Annotated in this window: 14 protein-coding genes; 6 read left to right on the top strand and 8 right to left on the bottom strand. The window is 60.0% G+C overall.

The features are described 5' to 3' along the window. On the bottom strand, nt 1–307 hold a 307-nt coding region (locus DBR18_RS30005), incomplete at its 3' end, for a dioxygenase (protein WP_371921161.1). 104 nt (nt 308–411) lie between these two features. Here DBR18_RS30005 and DBR18_RS25890 point away from each other — a divergent pair. Next, complete coding sequence (locus tag DBR18_RS25890; RefSeq protein WP_108592449.1) at nt 412–1,059, top strand: thiopurine S-methyltransferase; 648 nt, start codon at nt 412–414, stop codon at nt 1,057–1,059. Nucleotides 1,060–1,258: 199 nt separating this feature from the next. Here the strand turns inward: DBR18_RS25890 and htpX are convergent, their stop codons facing one another. Both htpX and DBR18_RS25880 read right to left on the bottom strand, forming a co-directional pair. After that, nucleotides 1,259–2,146, bottom strand: a complete 888-nt coding sequence (gene htpX / locus DBR18_RS25885) for a protease HtpX (RefSeq protein ID WP_041069582.1) — start codon at nt 2,144–2,146, stop codon at nt 1,259–1,261. A 303-nt stretch (nt 2,147–2,449) separates the two neighbouring features. Continuing rightward, the gene (locus tag DBR18_RS25880; protein WP_108592448.1) at nt 2,450–3,661 is read right to left on the bottom strand and encodes a pyridoxal phosphate-dependent aminotransferase; all 1,212 of its coding nucleotides are present in this window, start codon (nt 3,659–3,661) and stop codon (nt 2,450–2,452) included. A 223-nt stretch (nt 3,662–3,884) separates the two neighbouring features. Here DBR18_RS25880 and msrB point away from each other — a divergent pair, with 223 nt between their 5' ends. The 3 genes from msrB (at nt 3,885) to DBR18_RS25865 (ending at nt 5,430) form a co-directional block, all read left to right on the top strand. Next, nucleotides 3,885–4,280, top strand: coding sequence for a peptide-methionine (R)-S-oxide reductase MsrB (gene msrB, locus DBR18_RS25875; RefSeq protein ID WP_108592447.1), 396 nt, complete (start codon nt 3,885–3,887; stop codon nt 4,278–4,280). A gap of 206 nt (nt 4,281–4,486) precedes the next feature. Then, the gene (locus DBR18_RS25870; protein WP_095137311.1) at nt 4,487–4,972 is read left to right on the top strand and encodes a glutathione peroxidase; all 486 of its coding nucleotides are present in this window, start codon (nt 4,487–4,489) and stop codon (nt 4,970–4,972) included. Beyond that, nucleotides 4,969–5,430, top strand: coding sequence for a MarR family winged helix-turn-helix transcriptional regulator (locus tag DBR18_RS25865; protein WP_108592446.1), 462 nt, complete (start codon nt 4,969–4,971; stop codon nt 5,428–5,430). The genes DBR18_RS25870 and DBR18_RS25865 overlap by 4 nt, the downstream gene beginning before the upstream one ends. On the opposite strand, the gene DBR18_RS25860 is transcribed toward DBR18_RS25865, so the two are convergent. After that, entirely contained in the window at nt 5,414–7,735 is a 2,322-nt protein-coding gene (locus DBR18_RS25860; RefSeq protein ID WP_108592445.1) for a response regulator, read from the bottom strand. The genes DBR18_RS25865 and DBR18_RS25860 overlap by 17 nt on opposite strands. A gap of 166 nt (nt 7,736–7,901) precedes the next feature. Between DBR18_RS25860 and DBR18_RS25855 the strand changes: the two genes are divergently transcribed. After that, nucleotides 7,902–8,792: an ATP-binding protein gene (locus DBR18_RS25855; protein WP_108592444.1), complete on the top strand. Its 891-nt coding sequence runs from the start codon at nt 7,902–7,904 to the stop codon at nt 8,790–8,792. Next, a complete protein-coding gene (locus DBR18_RS25850) occupies nt 8,789–9,271 on the top strand; it encodes a GAF domain-containing protein (RefSeq protein WP_108592443.1) in 483 nt (160 codons plus the stop codon). The genes DBR18_RS25855 and DBR18_RS25850 overlap by 4 nt, the downstream gene beginning before the upstream one ends. On the opposite strand, the gene DBR18_RS25845 is transcribed toward DBR18_RS25850, so the two are convergent. The 4 genes from DBR18_RS25845 to DBR18_RS25830 all read right to left on the bottom strand — a co-directional run bounded on the left by DBR18_RS25845 (nt 9,272) and on the right by DBR18_RS25830 (nt 18,216). Further along, nucleotides 9,272–12,217 carry an HD domain-containing phosphohydrolase gene (locus DBR18_RS25845; RefSeq protein ID WP_108592442.1) on the bottom strand — a complete coding sequence of 982 codons (2,946 nt, stop codon included), beginning with the start codon at nt 12,215–12,217 and terminating at the stop codon, nt 9,272–9,274. Between the two features lie 46 nt (nt 12,218–12,263). After that, complete coding sequence (locus DBR18_RS25840) at nt 12,264–15,902, bottom strand: transporter substrate-binding domain-containing protein (protein WP_108592441.1); 3,639 nt, start codon at nt 15,900–15,902, stop codon at nt 12,264–12,266. An 8-nt stretch (nt 15,903–15,910) separates the two neighbouring features. Beyond that, complete coding sequence (locus DBR18_RS25835) at nt 15,911–16,537, bottom strand: response regulator transcription factor (RefSeq protein ID WP_108592440.1); 627 nt, start codon at nt 16,535–16,537, stop codon at nt 15,911–15,913. Nucleotides 16,538–16,887: 350 nt separating this feature from the next. Further along, nucleotides 16,888–18,216, bottom strand: coding sequence for a deoxyguanosinetriphosphate triphosphohydrolase (locus tag DBR18_RS25830; RefSeq protein ID WP_108592439.1), 1,329 nt, complete (start codon nt 18,214–18,216; stop codon nt 16,888–16,890). Nucleotides 18,217–18,275: the final 59 nt, after the last annotated feature.

Here is an 18,275-nt window from a genome sequence, read left to right as displayed (position 1 = left end):
GATCGAGGCGTGCCGGCAGATCAGCAGCGTTCAGCAATTGGGCAACCTCGGTCGCCAGTTGCGGATCGCCCGGTGCCGGGTACTGCACTTCGAAAAGGGCGCGCGGGAAGCCGCCGAAGTCGTGCCAGGTTTCTGGACGAGGGTTGCTGCTGACCAGCAACTCCTGGCTTTCCCAATGCGCGGAGACAATCACGATGGCTTTCGGCCGCGGCAGTTCGGCAGCCAGGCGCGCCAGAGCCGGGCCACTGGCACCGGGCTCCAGGGCCAGCATTGGTGAGCCGTGGGAGATAAACAGGCTGGGAAACATGGAAAGGTTCCTGAGCGGTAAGATGGCCTCATCTTCAGTCAGATCATTGATCTAAATCTAATATAAGTTTTAACGCCTTTTGATCGAATTTTTTGGGGTGATGCATGCAGCCTGAGTTTTGGCACAAGAAGTGGGAATCCAATCAGATCGGCTTTCATCTGCCTGAGGTGAACCCGTATCTGCAGCGGCACTGGGCAGTACCGGCAACGGCGCGAGTGCTCGTGCCGTTGTGTGGGAAAAGTCTGGATTTGGCGTGGCTGGCCGGGCGCGGTCATCAGGTGCTCGGGATCGAACTGTCGGAAAAGGCCGTCGAGGACTTTTTCAATGAGCATCAGGTGCAGCCGCAGATCAGCCAGAAGGGTGCGTTCAAGGTCTATCGCGGTGATGCCATCGAGTTGTGGTGCGGCGACTTTTTTGCGCTGACAGCAAGCGATGTAGCCGATTGCACCGCGTTATACGACCGCGCCGCGCTGATCGCCTTGCCAGCGCCGATGCGTGAACGTTATGCGGCGCATCTTCAGCAGATCCTGGCGCAGGGTGTGCAAGGGCTGCTGATTACCCTGGATTACGATCAGGCGCAGATGCCAGGGCCACCGTTTGCGGTGGGGGATGATGAAGTGCAGCGGTTGTTGGGGCATGCCTCGCAGGTGCAGCAGCTGGAAGAGCAGGATGTGCTGGGGGAGAGCTGGAAGTTTCTGCAGGCGGGGGTGACGCGGTTGGAGGAGCGGGTGTATCGGGTTTCTGGCCGATAGGTTTCTATTGGCAGGGCCGGCCTCATCGCTGGCAAGCCAGCTCCCACAGTGATCCGTGTTGTATCAGAGATTCAGAGAACACCACAAAACCCTGTGGGAGCTGGCTTGCCAGCGAAGACGGCAGAACAGGCAACCCATAATCCAGACCATAAAAAAGGCCCGCATCACTGCGGGCCTTTTCAGGGTCACACCGGTCGAATCAACCGCGACGACGCAGCGCGTCGATACGCTCTTCCAGCGGCGGGTGGCTCATGAACATGCGGGCAAAGCCCTGTTTGATGCCACCGTTGATGCCGAAGGCATTCAGGGTGTCCGGCATGTGCACCGGCAGGCCCTGTTCGGCACGCAGGCGTTGCAGGGCGCCGATCATCGCGTTGGTGCCGGCCAGGCGCGCGCCGGCTTCGTCGGCACGGAATTCGCGTTTGCGCGAGAACCACATGACGATGGCGCTGGCGAGGATGCCCAGTACCAGCTCGGCGAAGATCGTCGCCACGTAGTAGGCGATGCCCTGGCCTTCTTCGTTCTTGAAGATCACCTTGTCGACGAAGTTGCCGATGATCCGTGCAAAGAACATCACGAAGGTGTTCACCACGCCCTGAATCAGCGCCAGGGTGACCATATCGCCATTGGCTACGTGGCCGATTTCGTGGGCCAGCACGGCTTTTACTTCATCCGGCGAAAAACGCTCGAGCAGGCCCTGGCTGACCGCGACCAGCGCGTCGTTCTTGTTCCAGCCGGTGGCGAAGGCGTTCGCTTCGTAGGCCGGAAAAATACCGACTTCGGGCATCTTGATCCCGGCTTCGCGGGACAGTTGCTCGACGGTTTGCAGCAGCCATTGCTCATGCCGGGTGCGTGGCTGGCTGATGATCTGGGTGCCGGTGCTCATCTTCGCCATCCACTTGGAGATGAACAGCGAGAACAGCGAACCGGCGAAACCAAAGACCGCACAGAAAACCAGCAGCTGACTGAGGTTGAGGTCAACCCCGTTGGCCGCCATGAACCCGTTGAAGCCGAACAGGCTCAGGGTGATGCTGGCTATCAGCACGACCGCCAGGTTAGTGGCCAAAAACAGCAGGATGCGCATCATGGTTGTAGAAATCTCCTCATGCTAAAGATGTAGCGTACTGCGGGGTATATAAGGTGCGACACCGGGCGATTCAACCGGGTGACTATTTCAAACTGTGTCCTACAGCGGATTCCGAGGTTCGCAGGTCGCGCTCCGAGACCAAAACCGCAGGCGTAACCGTCAGCCGCCGCCCGCCGCTACTACGCCAGAGGCGTGTAGGCCAGACGAATCGCAAGTGTAGAAGGCGCAGAAAGGCGGGGAGAGCAGAAGTGTTGCTGAATCAGACAGTGCGCAACGTTCGGGCCGTTGCGCACCTGCGAACGGTTACTGGCGGTACGACTTGAGGAAGTTGCCGATGCGCCCGATGGCCATTTCCAGGTCATCGATGCGTGGCAGGGTCACCACCCTGAAGTGATCCGGCCACGGCCAGTTGAACGCTGTGCCTTGCACCACCAGCAGCTTTTCGGAAAGCAGCAGGTCGAGGACGAATTTCTCGTCGTTGTGGATCGGGCAGACCTTCGGGTCGATCCGTGGGAACGCATACAGCGCGCCCATCGGCTTTACGCAGCTGACGCCCGGAATATCGTTGAGCAACTCCCAGGTGCGGTTGCGCTGCTCCAGCAGGCGGCCCTGCGGCAGCACCAGATCGTTGATGCTCTGATAACCGCCGAGGGCGGTCTGGATCGCATGCTGGCTCGGCACGTTGGCACACAGGCGCATGTTGGCCAGCATGTCGATGCCTTCGATGTAGCTCTGGGCATTGTGTTTCGGCCCGGAGATGGCGATCCAGCCCGAGCGGAAACCGGCCACGCGGTAGGATTTCGACAGGCCGTTGAAGGTCAGGCAAAGCAGGTCCGGGGCCAGCGAAGCGGTGCAGATGTGCACGGCATCGTCGTACAGGATCTTGTCGTAGATCTCGTCGGAGAACACCACCAGGTTGTGCGTGCGGGCGATTTCCAGCATGCCCAGCAGCACTTCCTTCGAATACACCGCGCCGGTCGGGTTGTTCGGGTTGATGATCACCATGGCTTTGGTGTTCGGAGTGATCTTGGCCTTGATGTCGGCCAGATCAGGGAACCAGTCGGCACCTTCGTCGCACAGATAGTGCACGGCATTGCCGCCGGCCAGGCTTACTGCCGCAGTCCACAGCGGGTAGTCCGGCGCCGGCACCAGCACTTCGTCACCGTTGTTGAGCAGCGCCTGCAGCGACATCACGATCAGTTCGGACACGCCGTTGCCCAGGTAGATGTCTTCGATGCCGACACCTTCGACATTTTTTTGCTGGTAGTACTGCATGACCGCTTTGCGAGCGCTGAACAGGCCTTTGGAGTCGCTGTAGCCTTGCGCTGTCGGCAGGTTGCGGATCACATCCTGAAGAATTTCGTCCGGTGCTTCGAAACCAAACGGGGCCGGGTTGCCGATGTTCAGCTTGAGGATGCGCTGGCCTTCCTCCTCCAGACGTTTGGCGTGCTTGAGCACCGGGCCGCGAATGTCGTAGCAGACGTTGGCGAGCTTGTTCGATTTGCTGAACTGCATGGCGATGTGATCCCGAAAATGAACGATCCAGACGGCGGATGGACAACCGTACTGGGATTCCTGCGTCCTCGCACAGGCGGAGTCTTGCGCCGCGGCGCCGAGAATCCGTTTGAATGCGCCCGGTCTGGCTGCCAGACTGGCGTGTGACGAGGCGCAATCATACGTGCCACCCGATCCGTGGAAAAGGTACAGATCGGGCTTTTTCAGCCGTTGAGGTGTGATGATGGAAAAGTTGGAAAAAACCCTGGAAGAATGGCGTGCGATGCTCGACCCCGAGCAGTACAACGTATGTCGCCTGAGCGCCACCGAGCGACCGTTCTCTGGCAAATACAACGACACCAAGACTGACGGTGTCTATCACTGCGTCTGCTGCAACGAGCCGCTGTTCGACTCCAGGACCAAATTCGATTCCGGCTGCGGCTGGCCGAGCTTCTACGCGCCGATCGGCGAGAGCGCCATGACGGAAATCCGTGATACCAGCCACGGCATGATCCGCACCGAGGTCAAATGCGCCCGCTGCGACGCGCATCTGGGCCACGTCTTTCCTGACGGCCCGCCACCGACCGGCCTGCGGTACTGCATCAACTCGGTGTGCCTGAATCTCGAGCCGCGCGAATGAACTGTTCGCTAGACCGGCTCGCTTGATTCACCCCCTGTAGGAGCTGCCGAAGGCTGCGATCTTTTGATCTTGAAAATCAAAAGATCGTCCGAACGCGGCCCGAACCTTCGGCAGCTCCTACAGGGGGGATTTGCAATTAATTAAATTGCACGCAATTTAATTGCTCGCTATGTTTGGCCTTTCCCGATAACCCGTGGAGCCGTCTCATGAGCGACAACCTGCTGAATATCCCTGTCACGACCATCAAGGGTGAGCAAAAGACCCTGGCCGATTTCGCCGGCAAAGCGGTACTGGTAGTCAACACCGCCAGCAAGTGCGGTTTCACCCCGCAATACAAAGGCCTGGAAGAACTGTGGCAGACCTACAAGGATCAGGGCCTGGTGGTACTGGGTTTCCCGTGCAATCAATTCGGCAAACAGGAGCCGGGCAACGAGGGCGCGATCAGTGAGTTCTGCGAGCTGAACTATGGCGTGAGTTTCCCGCTGTTCAAGAAGATCGACGTCAATGGCAGTGACGCGCACCCGCTGTTCGTGCAACTGAAAAAACGCGCCCCGGGTCTGCTTGGTTCCCAGGGCATCAAGTGGAACTTCACCAAGTTCCTGATCGGCAAGGATGGGCAACTGGTCAAGCGTTTCGCCCCGACCACCAAGCCGCAGGAACTGAGCGGCGAGATCGAAGCCCTGCTCAAATGAACAAACTGCCCGTCGATTCGCTGAAGCTCGACAATCAGTTGTGCTTCAAGCTGTATGCCGCGTCCCGGGCGGTGATTCGCGCCTACAAGCCGATGCTCGACCAGCTTGGCCTGACCTACCCGCAATACCTGGCGATGCTGGTGCTGTGGGAATGGCAGGACAGTGCGCCGCAGCAACCGACAGTCAAGGCGCTGGGCGAGCGGCTGGCGCTGGATTCCGGCACTCTGACGCCATTGCTCAAGCGCCTGGAGCAATTGCGCCTGGTGCAGCGTCAGCGCTCGGCGCGCGATGAGCGTGAAGTTCATCTGAGCCTGACGGCGAATGGCCGGACGTTGCGCGAGCAGGTCGGGCCGCTCAAGGCCCGGCTGTTGTGCGACAGCGGGGTGGACCTCGATCGGCTCAGCGATTTGCGCAACGGCCTCGACCACTTGCTGGGGCAGATCAAAGCGCTGTCGTAGTCGGAATCCACTGGTCGAGCAGGGCCGCGAGTTCTTCGCGACGGAAGGGCTTGGCCAGATAATCGCTCATGCCGGCCGCACGGCAGCGCTCACGTTCTTCGGACATGGCGTTGGCGGTCAGCGCGACGATGGGCAGGTGTGGCCAGCGCCCGCTCTGACGGATCTGCCGGCTCGCTTCGTAGCCATCCATCACCGGCATGTTGCAGTCCATCAGTACCAGATCGAATTCATCATGCTCCAGTTGATCCAGCGCCTCGGCGCCGTGGGCAGCGACCACCACATCGCAACCGAGCTTGCCGAGCATGCCTTTGGCCACCAACTGGTTGACCGGGTTGTCTTCCACCAGCAATACCCGTCCGCGTCGCAGGGAAGGTGCGGCTTCAAGGCGCTCATCGTTGATCGTGGCGTTGTCCGGTTGCAGGGTGCGGCGCAGATTCTGATACAGCGCATTGCGCGCCAGAGGCCGCGCCTGCTGTTGCAGCGGTGCCAGGGCTGCCGCCTGTTCGCTGGGCATGAAACTGCCGTAAGCGGTCACCAGCAGGATCGGTGCCTTGAGCGTAGGTCTGAGGCCGAACAGGCACTCAGGGCAGTCGGTAATCAACACGTCAGGGTCAAGCCCCAGCAGCGAATCATCAATGGTGCGTTGTTCATACTCCAGCCCCCAGACTGGCAGCAACTGCTTGAGCAACTCCGCCAGACCGCTGCTGACCGCAGTGATCGCCAGGACTTTGCCACGCAACGGTGCCGGAGTGACCGCCGGGGTGTGGCACGGTAACGGCAGTTCGGCGCAGAACTGACTGCCGAAACCGGTTTCCGAACTGATGGTCAGGCGTCCCTGCATGGCTTCGCAGAGGTTGTAGGTCAACGCCAGACCGAGGCCGGTTCCGCCATATTGACGGGTGATGCCCGCACCGGCCTGGGTGAACGGCTGAAAGATCTTCACCTGGGCATCCTGAGCGATGCCGATTCCGGTGTCGCAGACTTCGATGCGTACACCGCCTCTGGCGGTAGAAAGGCGCACATCGACCCGACCGAACCGGGTGAATTTGAGCGCGTTGGACAGCAGATTGCTGACGATCTGTCGTACGCGGGTCGGGTCTCCCAGTACGAGTGCCGGGAAGTGTGGATCGATCAGGCACGTCAGTTCGACACTCGGTGCCGCGTTCTGCGACAGCAGGTTGGCGGTGTCTTCGATCAGCGAACCAAGGTCGAACGGGATGTGTTCGAGCTCAAGCTGCCCTGCATCGAATTTCGACAGATCGAGAATATCGTTGAGCAATTCCACCAGCACTTTGCCCGAGTCGTGGGCAATCGACAGTTGTTGCTGCTGTTCGGCGTTGAGCGGCCCGTCCAGAGACAGGGCGATCATCCCCAGCAAACCGTTGAGCGGGGTGCGAATCTCGTGGCTCATGTTGGCGAGGAACGCCGAGCGCGCTTCGGCCATGTCCAGTGCGGTGCTACGGGCGACCTCCAGTTCCTCGTTGGACTGACTGAGCCGGGCGTTTATCGCCTTGAGCTCGGCCGTGCGTGCCGAGACGATATGTTCCAGTTGTCCGAGATAGTCGGTGAGACGGTTTTCGGCGTTGCGCCGTTGCTGGATTTCCGTGGCGATGTTTTCGAACTGCTGGTTGGCGACGCTGACCAGCACACCGATTTCGTCATTGGCGTGGCCGCTCGGACATTCAAGCGTGGTCGGCTCGGCACTGCGCGGATCGCGCCCGCTGAGTTCGCGGATCACCCGCACCAGGGGTTTGGTCAGCATCACGTAGAACAGCGCCAGCAGGATCCCGGTGAGGATCAGGCTGCGGGCAAAACCGTTGAGCAGGGTGACTTCGGCGCGGCGCAGGAAGCGGCTGCCGAATGCATAGGTGTCGACCTCCAGACTCAGAACGCCCAGCGATTCGTCGGGCAAGTGATCGAGGTACAGGCGGTCCTGGAACTCGCGCTTGGCGCCGAACAGGAAATCGCTGATAAGCCGGTATCCGCTGTGCAGTTCCGGTCGCCTGACGCTGGCCAGCACGTTCTGGTTGTTATCGGTCAGTTGTGCAGAAATGATCGCCGGCGAACGCAACAGGCCCAGGGTCAGTTCCTGAGCCAGTTCCGCGTCGATGTTGTAGGCGATGCGTGACGCCGGATTGTGGCTGATTTCCAGCAAAGACAGGATTTCACGGTTGATGGAAGCGTCTTCGCTGGCATAATCGATGCCGATTTGCAGCAGGCTGAGCAGCGTGCCCAGAATGAACCCGACCAGCACAGTGAATCTGGCTTGCTTGTAAGACAGCCGGTGGGTGAATTTGATATCCATGGGGTGTTGAACCACTTCCGTTTCCCTTCGCTGCTCAAGCATAGTCGATCATGTATGGATACCGAGGTTCCCGAATCGCCTTGTAACAAGGCTCGAAGCGGGGATTGAGTTCTTTCTGTCGTCGCTGGATCGACATCATCACTGTGAACGTGCCCGAGGAGAAGACGTGGATTCCCGATTGAATGCTTTTCTTGAACGTGCCGAGTCGGTTCTGGCGCGGATCGAACCCCTGCTGCCGGCACCGCGTCCGTTGATCGACTGGAACACCTGCCTGGCCGCGCGCTGGCAGCGTGACGGGCGCAGCGGCTACTTGCTGCCGCTGGAAGTCAGCCTCGACATGCGCCTGTCCGACCTGATCGGCGTCGATCGGCAACTGGAGCAACTGGGGCGCAACACCCAGCAGTTCCTCGACGGCATGCCGGCCAACCACGCGCTGCTCTGGGGCTCGCGCGGCACCGGTAAATCTTCGCTGGTGCGGGCGCTGCTGGCCGAACACGCCAAGGCGGGTCTGCGCCTGATCGAGATCGAGCGCGATCACCTGGCCGACCTGCCACGGGTTGTGGAGCAGATCGCCAAACTGCCACAACGTTTCGTGCTGTTTTGCGACGATCTGTCGTTCGAGTCCGGCGAAGGCGATTACCGCGTGCTGAAAAGCGTGCTCGACGGCTCCCTGGAACAGGCCCCGGACAACGTTCTGCTGTACGCCACCTCCAACCGTCGCCACCTGGTGCCGGAAAAGGAAAGCGACAACGAAAACTGGAAACGCGTCGACGGCGAACTGCACCCGAGTGAAGCGGTGGAAGACAAGATCGCGCTCTCGGACCGTTTCGGCCTGTGGCTGTCGTTTTATCCGTTTACCCAGGAACACTTCCTCAACGTCGTCGAACACTGGATCGGCCAGTTGGCCGCCAAGGCCGGCCTGAGCTGGCAGCGCGATGAAGCGCTGGACATTCTCGCCGTGCGCTGGGCCACCGGGCGCGGCAATCGCAACGGACGTTGCGCGTACCAATTCGCCCGTTACTGGGTGGGACTGAAACTGCTGGAGCACAAGGCATGATTGATTTGCAACAAAGCGGCCAGGGCCTCGACGGCTATGGCATGTTGGCGGCACAGCTGGAATCGCTGCTGGCGGACGAGCGCGACTTCATCGCCAACGCCGCGCAGTTTTCGGCCTTTCTGTTCAACCAGCTCGAGGACTTGAACTGGGCCGGTTTCTACCTCAATCGCAATGAAGAACTGGTACTTGGCCCGTTTCAGGGACAGATTGCCTGCGTACGCATTCCGTTCGGTCGCGGTGTCTGCGGCGCGGCGGCGGCTAGCCTGCAGACTCAGCGCGTCGAGGATGTGCATGCGTTCCCGGGGCACATCGCCTGCGACAGCGCTTCCAACAGCGAACTGGTAGTGCCGCTGGTCAAGGACGGCCGGCTGATCGGCGTACTCGATCTCGACAGCCCGAAACTGGCGCGTTTCGGCATCGACGATCAGGCCGGTATCGAGCAACTGGCGGCGATCTTCCTGCGTCTGACCGACTGCTGATCAGGCGCTCAGGCCAGCCTTGCGCAGCAGGCTGGCCGGGTCCACCGCATCGATCTGCCGCGGGTCGAGAAACCGCGTGGCGTACTGCATGTAAACCCCGTCGTTGATGAACAGCGCAAACAGCTCGGCGTCGATGTGCGACTCGCGGGACATGGTGGCCATGATCCCCAGCGCCTCGCTCAAGGATTTGGCTTTCTTGTACGGTCGATCCGCCGCTGTCAGCGCCTCGAAAATATCGGCAATCGCCATCATTCTTGCCGGCAGGCTCATGTCCTCGCGCTTAAGGCGTTTGGGGTAGCCGCTGCCATCCATTTTTTCGTGATGCCCGCCGGCTATTTCCGCAACGTTGTTCAGGTGCCCGGGGAAGGGCAGGTGGCTGAGCATCAGGATCGTCTGCACCATGTGGTGATTGATGATGTAGCGCTCCTCGCGGGTCAGCGTGCCCCGGGCAATGCTCAGGTTGTAGCGTTCGCCGCGATTGTATTTGTAGCGCGGCACATCCAGTTTGAACCCCCAGGGATTGTCTTCCGGAATCAGTTCGCTGTCGGCACGTTCGATCAGGTGTTCGGGCTTGTCCGCCAGCAGTGGCTCGCTGACCGGCAGATTTGGCGCCGGCGTTTGCGCCTGACGCCGGTTTTCCTCCCATGACACCCCCAGTCGATCATCGAGGGTGCGCGTCCAGCGGCGTTCGGCGATGCGCTCAAGACGCTGCAGATCGGCTGGCGCCATCGCCTCACCGCCCAGATTGCAGCGCGCGACAAAGGCAAAGTCGTCGTCCAGTTGCATCAGCGTGGCGTTGCGTCGTTCGCTCAGTTGCGCTTCGTCGCCGCCCATCGCCAGTGCCTGCCAGTAACTGATCCAGGCGTCGCGCTTGAGCACCTCGAAGCGGGTGCGGATTTCGTGGATGCGGTCATTCAGGGTTTCCAGTTTGGTGGCCTTGTCGACGACATATTCCGGCGTGGTGACCTTGCCGCAATCGTGCAGCCACGCCGCAATGTGCAGGGCCTCCCATTCATCTTCATTGGGTTGATAGCTCTGGAACGCCGGCGCCTGACTGGCGGCGGCCGCCTGCGCGAGCATCAGGGTCAATTCCGGCACACGCTGGCAGTGGCCGCCGGTGTACGGGTTCTTGGCGTCGATGGCACCGGCCAGCAACTGGATGAACGCGTCGAGCAACTGCTTCTGCTTCGCTTGCAGGCGCTGACTTTCGATACTCACCGCCGCCGCGCCGGACACTGCCTGGAGGAAGGCGATGCGGTCCGGGCGCAGTTTTTCCAGATCCTGAGCGCTGCCGCTGTCGTTGATCAGCAGCATCAGCAGGCCAATGGTTTCGTTGTGCCGATTGCGCAGGCGGATACCGATCAGGTGGATGCGCGGCGACGCCATTGCCAGCAGCACTTTCTGCAAGTCCCCGGCCTGTTCGAAACCAAGGCTGCTGACCACATTGTCTGCGTTGATCAGTTGCCGGAACCATGCGGGCCCCTGATCGGCCACGAGATCCCGGCCCAGCACATCAAACTCGCCCGGCTCCTTCGAGGCGCCATCAATCACCAGTCCGTAGGGTTCCATCCGGTTGCCATCGCTTTCGCGCAGATAGATCAACCCGGCCTGCGCCTGGGCAATCTGCACCGTTTCGAACAGCACGCGTTGCAACAAAGGTGCGAAGCGGGTTTCGGCGCACAGGCTGTCGGTGATGCGGAAGAAGCTCGCCAGCGTGTCCTTCATGCGCGCCATTGACAGGCTCAACTGGTCGACCTCAAGCACCGGGGAGCGACGGGTGACGGGAAAATTGAAATCGAAACTGCGGATTGCATCGGCCTCCTTGACCAGCGCATGCAACGGCTTGACCAGTGTGCGCGAGATCACCCAGCCCAGCGGCAGGCACAGCAGCAAGGTCGCCAGAGTGATCAATGCCCCTTGCCAGCGCAGGCGATAAGCATCGATGAGCAACTCGTCCTCCGGCACCAGCAGGGCCATTTGCAGTCCCTTCGGTCCGCCCTCCTGCAGGCTGCTCCGGGCGACGATCCATTGCCGGTCATCGACCTTCAGCCGTTTGCCCTGATGCGTGCCGGACAGCAAGGCATGCAGGTTCGGACTCAGATCTGCCGCACGAGCCAGGCGCGCTGTGCTGTCGTCGACGATCAGACGGCTGCTGTCGGGATAGGCCACCGCGTTGCCGTCGGCGTCGAACAGGACGATTTCGGTGGATGGCGTCACGACGTGTTTGGTCAGGGTCGCCGAGAGCGCCGCGAGGGTCAGGTCAGCCCCGATCACGGCCGTGTCGCCGCTACGCCGGGCGAGGGTGGTGCCGACGTCGTGGGTGGAGAAAAACACGTAAGGCGCGGTGGTGATCTGATCACCCTGCGCAAGGGCGTTGGCGTACCAGGCCCGACTGCGCGGATCGTAGCTGTCGTCGGAATTGGCCTGGCGGCTGATCGGTGCCAGCGCCTGATCGAAGAACAGTGATTGTGAAACGGTCTTGCCGCTGCTGTCGTGCTCGATGCTCCACACTTGATAGGCCGCAGCATCGGGTGCGCTGACGAGTGCTTTCAACGCGGCGGTGCGCAGGGGGCGAACCATGAAAAAGTCGCCATTGCCATACCCGAGGTACAGCGAGGCGAGATCGGGATTGTCTGTCAGCGACTGAGTGAACGGCTTGAGCAGGACCAGCCGTTGTTGCAGGCTGGATGCACGTGCGGCGGGATCAAGCACGAGCAGGCTGAGCAAGTGCCGGATCGGTTCGTAGGTCGCGTGCAGGTCCACGCGTACATCCTGCTCGATGCGGTTGAACAGGTTTTCACTGCTCGAGAGAATGATGCGGGTGGTCTGGTGATAATTGAACAACCCCAGAACTATCCCGGTCAGCACCAGCAGGAAGGTGAACATCACGCTGATATGGACGTGCAGGGGGAACCGGCGTTGATCGGGGCGCAGTGGGCTGGGCATTGCGGACTCTCCATAGGGTAAACACACTGCTCAGCGCCAAGCATAGTTAAGGCTCGGTCATTTTGCCTTTGGCCTCCCGCTGCAGTTGTTGGCGCAGTGCCTGTTCCAGATCGAGCATTGCGGCGTCGGTGGCTTCGCAGCAACGGGCAATCACAGGCGCAGGGGAGGCGTCGGTGCAGGCCAGTTCCAGCGCATCGCAACAGGCGATCAGGCGCGTGGCCTGGGCAATCCGCGCCGCCCCTTTGATCTTGTGTGCAACCAGCGCCAGCGCGTGACGATCAGACTGAGGCGACAAGGCCAGCAGTTCCTGACGGTCGAGTTGACTACTGTTGAGCAATTGCGTGAGCAGACGCTCGGTCTGGACCGGATGTCCGCCAGTCAACTGATGCATACCCTGAAGGTTGAAAACCGGGGCATGGCAGACAGGCTGCCGGGCGTTGACCCATTCGCTCAGGGCGCTGAGGCTCAGCGGCTTGAACAGGCAGTCGTCCATGCCGGCCTGCTTGCAGCGCTGGATCTCCTCGGGTTGTGCATTGGCCGTGAAACCGAGCACCGTGCAACGTGCGCGACCCGTTTGCTTTTCGTGCTGACGAATTGCCTGGGTCAGTTCATAGCCGTTCATCAGCGGCATATTGCAGTCGGCGATCACCAGGTCGAATTCGTCGGCCTGCCATTTTTCGAAGGCACTGCGTCCTTCCTCGGCAAGGCTGAAGCGGTGTCCGAGAAACTCCAGTTGCTGGCACATCAACAGACGGTTGGCCGGGTGATCGTCAACCACCAGGATATTCAGTGGCGCGGCCGAAACCTGAATGTCTGGTTCGGTCTTCGAGGTACTCACCTCGCTGGGCAGCGTTTGCAGTGGTAGCGACAGGCAGACCTGAGTACCTATCCCGGGCTGGCTGCTCAGTTGCAACTGGCCGCCCATCATTTCACAGAGATTGCGGCTGATGACCAACCCCAGTCCTGCTCCGCCCCTGGCCTGCTGACGGCCGCTTTCAGCTTGGGCGAAGGGTTCGAACAAACGCTGTTGATCTTCGGCGCTGATGCCTACGCCGGTATCCTGAATCGTCAGCTGAATGATCGGACACTCGGCCGTGCCGGGAAGAACGTGGAGGCTGACCCGTACTTGCCCTTGCTCGGTGAACTTGATTGCGTTGCTGATCAGATTGGACAGGATCTGCTTGAAGCGTAACGGGTCCAGTTGAACGTCGACATCCAGCCCGGCGGGCGTAACGGTGAGCGGCAGGCCGAGCTTTTTCTGGCGCGCCAGACCCTCGAAAATACGCACCACCGAGGTCACGGTTTCGACCAGATTGACCCGTTCCGTACTCAGGCTCAGGTGTCCGGATTCGATGCGGGCGATATCGAGGATATCGCCGATCAAACCCAGCAGGTCCCTGGCCGAGTGGTAGGCGGTTTCTATCGAGGTGCGATCCGGATGCTGGCCGCTCATTCGTTTGAGTGTCAGTTCCAGCATGCCGATCACGGCGTTCATCGGGGTGCGGATTTCGTGGCTCATGGTTGCCAGGAAAGTGCTTTTGGCGCGGTTGGCGTCGTCCGCCTGCTCCTTGGCCAGACGTAACTCATCGAACAGTTGGCGGCGTTCACTGATGTCGATCCAGCCACCGATGATCCCTTGAACGTCGCCGCTGAAGTCGCGGTACGGCAGGATCCAGTGGTAGATCGTCAGCCGACGGTTACCGATGTGCAAGGGGCGGTCGAGCACCAGTGGCGTGCCTTCGGCAATCACGCGCTGATAGTCGGCTTCGAATGCGCGGGCTTCGAAAGCGTTGCTCAATGCGCCCTGCATGACACTCTTGCCGATCACATCTTCGTGTCGGGCATTGAACGTCTGCAGGTAGCTGTCGTTGCAACTTTGCAGCACGCCTTGGCGGTCGCGCACATAGATCGGGTGGGGCGTGCCGTTGACCAGTGAACTCATGAACTCGAACTGATCGCTCAAAGCGCGCTCGGCTGCTTTGCGCTGCTTGATCTGGCGGCGCATGTAGGCGTTCCAGAAAAGCGATAGCAGCAGAAGCAGGCACGCAGCGGCAATGACTTGGTAGAACAGGCGCTGGTAGTGATGCCAGTTGCTTTGTGCTGCGGTGGAAAAGCCTCGCCAGCGGTTGTTGATCACGCCGAGTTCTTCCGGGGTGATGCTCAGCAGCGCCTTGTCGAGGATCGACCCCAGTTCGGTGTTCCCCCTCGCGGTTGCCAGCGAAAAGGCTGCCTGACGCGTACCGAGGGTGGTGGTGATCTGTAGCGGATGGTCGAAGATCCGTGACGCGATCAGATAGTTGGCGATGACCAGTGAGCTGACGGCGCCGTCGGCCTTGCCTTCTGCGAGCAAGGTCGCGGCACTGAAGGTGTCGGGGGTCTCGATAAGGTGGATGAAAGGAAACTCGCGGCGCAGATAATCGCCCAGCGGACTGCCACGGGCGATCGCCAGGTTTTTTTCCCTGAGCTGTGTCAGATGGGTCGGGCTGTCGGTGGATTTACGCGTCAACAGCACGTAGGAGTTTTCCAGATAGGGACGGCTGAACTGCAGGCTTTGCTCACGTTGCGGGGTTGGCAGCAGTGCGGCGATGAGATCAGCCTGATCATGATTGATCTGTTCAATCATTTCGCCGTCGCTGCGGCTGCGGCGGATTTCGAAGCGCAATCCGGTACGCAGGCGCAGTATTTCGAGCAGGTCGGCAGTAATACCGCGGAAGTTTCCGTCGTTGTCGAAGAACGTCAGTGGCGCGAAGGCTTCGTTCACCACCACTCGTATCACCGGGTGCTGCTGCAGCCATTGTTCTTCGTGTCGGGTCAGTTGCAGTTTCTGATCGGTGAGCAGAATGTCGCTACCGGCACTCCAGCGCTTGGCGATGCTGTCGCGTTCGCTGGTGGGGATGCCGTCTAGCACGCTGTTGATGATGCCGAGCAAGGGCTGGTTGTCTGCGCGCACCGCAAAACTGAAACCTTGAGTTTCCTGTTTGCCGAAATTGGCCATGCGAATGTTGTTCAGGTAACCCTTGTTGATCATGTAATGGGTGGAAATGGTGTCGCCAAGGAACACATCGGCCTGATCGAACGCCACCGCATTGATTGCATTCTGGTAGGAGGGATAGGACGTGATGATGGCTTTGGGGTAAAGCGCCTTGACTTCATTCAGCGGCAGATAGTGGTAGACCATGCTCAGGCGCAAACCGGCCAGGCCATCGGTGAGCGAGCGTGTCTCGTCCTGACGGGTGACCAGCACCGGCTGGTCGATGGCGTACGGAGCGGAAAGCCTGATGTCGGGCTCGCTGGCTTCGAAACTGTTCGCCGTACCGAGCAGGTCGATCCGGCCCTCGAGCAACGCCCGCAAAGCGGCATCGCGTGAGGCAAAGCGCTGGATACGGATCGGCAGGCCGATGGCCCGGCTGAGGAGGCCGGCGTAGTCGGCGGTGAAACCTTCGTAGTCCTGACCGCTGGCAGTCATGTCGAAGGGCGGATAGTCGGGGGCGGAGGTGCCCAGTACCAATTGGCTGCGGTTTTCCAGCCATTGCTGTTGTTCGGGAATCAGGGCAACGTTGAGCGCATCCTGGCTCGAACGGCTGCGCAACGTATAGTCTTTTGGTGCAGCAGCAGCCGTGACCTGCGTGACCAGGCACAGAATCATGCTCAAACCGGCGAAACAGGCTTTCAGACAACTGGGCATCCTGGCTCTCACACTAGTGCGTTACGTTTGGCCATCTCGATAAGTTCTACCAATGATCTGGCTTTGAGTTTTTGCATCAGGCGTTTCTTGTAAGTGCTGACTGTTTTGTTGCTCAGAAACATGCCCTTGGCGATTTCCTTGTTGGTGCGACCCTGTGCAAACAACTGCAAGACCATAAGTTCGCGGTCATTTACCGATTTGAATAATTCAAGTTCGGCATAACGCACGTCATCGCTGCGCACGGGGTTCAATGCCTGGCTGGGGAAATAGTTGTAACCGGAAAGAACCGCCTTGATCGCACTGACCAGTTCGCTCAGGTCTTCTTCCTTGCAAACATAACCGGATGCACCGGATTGCATGCAGCGAATGCCGAACAGGGTCGGGCATTGTGCAGTCAATACCAGTGTCTTGAGCGGAGTGCTCATGGCATTGAAGCGGGCCAGCACCTCCAGCCCGTCGAGCTTGGGGATGCTGATGTCGAGAATGATCAGGTCGGGCATGCATTCGCGGACCATCTGCATGGCATCGACCCCATTATCGGTTTCGCCGACGACCTTGTAGCCTTCATGTTCGAGCAGCATTCGGACGGCAAGCCGGATGACGGGGTGATCATCGACAATAAAAACGGAGTTCATAATCAAATCCCATACGTGCGCGAATAAAGCGCGCACCTTAGCTTAGAAGTGCGGGCGCTCGCATGAGCTGACATGGCCTTGGCAGCAATATAGGACTATTCCTACAAACTTAAAGGATTTTGACTACGGTCTAACTAGGAGGGACGTAAGGAAGTTCTGTGCTTGTTTGTTTAATTGATGTTTTAGTTTGTTTGGAGGAGGCTGCTTCTGCCGTTAATGGGTTTGGCTGTCAACAAGTGTTAAACAATATGTTTATCTTGTTGCAGCCGCTGAGCTTGATCCGGCTTTAACCTGTGGCGTCACGAATACCTCACCGGGCAGCGGTTCTGACCCGGATGAGGCAAATGTCGTCAGTGACTGGAACGACCGGTCATTTCCAGCGCCATTTCGCTGGCGTAACTGTCGGTCATGCCGGCGATGAAGTCGATCATGCGCAGGAACGATGTATGCAGCGGGCCGTGGGGATCCGGCGCGTTGTTGCCCAGCAGATCGAGTATGCGCCGGCTCTTGAACGACGGCGTGCGTCCATTGTGTTGCTCCAGTGCCGCGCCGCAGAACGCGTTCAGGAGGATTTCCAGCGTGGTGTAGGCGCCAATCTCGTGCAGGGTCTTGCGCTTGTCCTGGAAGATTTTCTTGCGAGCGATGTCCTTGGCGTTCAACACGCAGCGTTTTGCCGGGCCGTGCATATGTTCCACCAGATCGCCGTGCAGGGTGCCGCAGAGCAACGCGTCCTGTTGCTCGACAAATGCCCGCGCTGCAGCGTTGGTCAGATGTTCGATGGCCTTGCCACGCAGAATGGCCAGTTTGCGCCGACGCGAGTCCTGCGGTCCGAGCTGGCGGTAGGTTTCCGGCAAGTCGTCACCGACCAGACCGAGCAGCAGCGACTCGACCTCGGCGTATTCGAGCAAATCCATCTCGAGGCCGTCCTCCAGATCGATCAACGCATAGCAAATGTCATCCGCGGCCTCCATGAGATACACCAACGGATGCCGAGCCCAGCGTTGATCTTCCAGTTGCGGCAGGCCGAGCTTGTGGGCGATTTGCTCAAGCAGCGGCAGTTCGCTCTGGTAACAGCCGAACTTGTGCTTTTTATAGCCGAGCGAATCGGCGTGGCGGGCCGTCCACGGGTACTTGAGATAGGTGCCCAGGGTGGCGTAGGTCAGTCGGGTGCCGCCATCGAACTGGTGATACTCAAGCTGAGTGAGGACCCGAAAGCCCTGGGCGTTGCCTTCGAAATTGAGGAAGTCACCGCGTTCGGTCTCGCTCATTCCGTCGAGCCAGCCGCGCCCGGCGGCCTGTTGAAACCAGTGACGAATCGCGTCTTCACCGGAATGCCCGAACGGCGGATTGCCGATGTCATGGGCCAGACAGGCCGACTGCACAACCATGCCCAGATCGCTGGGGTCGCACCAGTCGGGCAGGGCGCTGCGCAGGGTCTCGCCCACGCGCATGCCCAGCGAACGGCCAACACAACTGACTTCGAGCGAGTGGGTCAGGCGCGTGTGGATGTGATCGTTGCTCGACACCGGATGCACCTGGGTCTTGCGCCCGAGGCGGCGGAAGGCGCCAGAGAAAATGATGCGGTCATGGTCTTTGTGAAAGGGGCTGCGGCCGAGTTCCTGCGGGCTGTGCAGCGGTTTTCCAAGGCGTTCGCGGTTGAGCAGGGTTTGCCAATCCAAGGCTGATTCTCTCCGTCGGGTGACTGGTGCCTTAGCTTCCCGGTTCGCGCCTCGGGCTG

The sequence above is a fragment of the Pseudomonas sp. HMWF021 genome, assembly GCF_003061005.1.
GTDB lineage: Bacteria > Pseudomonadota > Gammaproteobacteria > Pseudomonadales > Pseudomonadaceae > Aquipseudomonas.
Note: the sequence above shows the minus strand (reverse complement) of the source record. Positions and strands in the feature narration are given on the sequence as shown.